This is a genomic window from uncultured Escherichia sp., from assembly GCF_948475835.1.
Classification (GTDB): domain Bacteria; phylum Pseudomonadota; class Gammaproteobacteria; order Enterobacterales; family Enterobacteriaceae; genus ECMA0423.
The window spans coordinates 31,736-33,561 of sequence record NZ_CAOLGM010000041.1; the positions used below are offsets into that span (position 1 = coordinate 31,736).

Annotated in this window: 2 protein-coding genes; both read left to right on the forward strand. The window is 46.8% G+C overall.

Going from position 1 to position 1,826, the window contains the following annotated elements:
- Positions 1-170: 170 nt before the first annotated feature.
- Positions 171-986, forward strand: coding sequence for a peptidoglycan DD-endopeptidase MepH (gene mepH, locus QZF50_RS10250; protein WP_000101193.1), 816 nt, complete (start codon positions 171-173; stop codon positions 984-986).
- 127 nt (positions 987-1,113) lie between these two features.
- Positions 1,114-1,695, forward strand: coding sequence for a superoxide dismutase [Fe] (sodB, locus tag QZF50_RS10255; RefSeq protein WP_061892369.1), 582 nt, complete (start codon positions 1,114-1,116; stop codon positions 1,693-1,695).
- Positions 1,696-1,826 lie beyond the last annotated feature (131 nt).

The following is a 1,826-nucleotide window of genomic DNA, read 5'->3' on the forward strand; positions in this document are numbered from 1 at the left end:
TATTTATAACCATTTTTAGCTTTCACTGCTGCATTTTTTTGCGCTCGCCAACGAAACGTATTTTTTAACAATAAAAGCTATTAACTTTCTCTTCTTCTATGCATTAGAATCATCAAGTTTTGTAAATCAGACGCAGGCATGATAGACCTGCCTTAACAGAGGGACGCTCAGTGGCGCGGATAAACCGTATTTCGATCACGCTCTGTGCTTTACTTTTTACCACCCTGCCTTTAACGCCTATGGCCCATGCTTCAAAGCAAGCCAGGGAGAGTTCTGCTACCACTCATATCACCAAAAAAGCAGATAAAAAGAAAAGCACGGCAACCACCAAAAAGACCCAGAAAACAGCGAAAAAAGCCGCCAGTAAAAGTACGACCAAAAGCAAAACCGCTTCTTCCGTTAAAAAATCTTCCATTACCGCTTCTAAAAACGCCAAAACTCGCAGCAAACACGCCGTCAATAAAACGGCCTCAGCCAGCTTTACCGAAAAGTGTACCAAACGTAAGGGCTATAAATCGCATTGTGTGAAAGTCAAAAATGCCGCGTCAGGAACTCTTGCCGACGCGCACAAAGCGAAGGTGCAAAAAGCTACGAAAGTGGCAATGAATAAACTGATGCAGCAAATTGGTAAGCCATATCGTTGGGGTGGCAGCTCACCGCGTACCGGTTTTGATTGCAGCGGCCTGGTTTATTACGCTTATAAAGATTTGGTGAAAATTCGTATTCCGCGTACGGCGAATGAAATGTATCACCTGCGTGATGCAGCGCCAATCGAACGTAGTGAACTGAAAAACGGCGACCTGGTCTTTTTCCGTACTCAGGGACGCGGCACAGCCGATCATGTCGGCGTGTATGTCGGCAACGGCAAATTTATTCAGTCACCGCGCACAGGTCAGGAAATTCAAATCACTTCTCTCAGTGAAGACTACTGGCAGCGCCACTATGTTGGCGCTCGTCGGGTAATGACCCCAAAAACACTTCGCTAAAACTTTACCCTGTTGTTACGGCAACAGGGTAAGTTCATCTTTTGTCTCACCTTTTAATTTGCTACCCTATCCATACGCACAATAAGGCTATTGTACGTATGCAAATTAATAATAAAGGAGAGTAGCAATGTCATTCGAATTACCTGCACTACCATATGCTAAAGATGCTCTGGCACCGCACATTTCTGCGGAAACTATCGAGTATCACTACGGCAAGCATCATCAGACTTATGTCACTAACCTGAACAACCTGATTAAAGGTACCGCGTTTGAAGGTAAATCACTGGAAGAGATTATTCGCAGCTCTGAAGGTGGCGTATTCAACAACGCAGCTCAGGTCTGGAACCATACTTTCTACTGGAACTGCCTGGCACCGAACGCCGGTGGCGAACCGACTGGAAAAGTCGCTGAAGCTATCGCCGCATCTTTTGGCAGCTTTGCCGATTTCAAAGCGCAGTTTACTGATGCAGCGATCAAAAACTTTGGTTCTGGCTGGACCTGGCTGGTGAAAAACAGCGATGGCAAACTGGCTATCGTTTCAACCTCTAACGCGGGTACTCCGCTGACCACCGATGCGACTGCGCTGCTGACCGTTGATGTCTGGGAACACGCTTATTACATCGACTATCGCAATGCACGTCCTGGCTATCTGGAGCACTTCTGGGCGCTGGTGAACTGGGAATTCGTAGCGAAAAATCTCGCTGCATAATAACTGATGGCAAATGCAGCATTGCCTGATGCGCTTCGCTTACCCTGCCAACGCGGATGAGGCGTTAACAGCGCATTCGGCAAGATAAATCGCTCGTTGTCAGCAACTGTAACGCAGAAGGTTATCCTTCT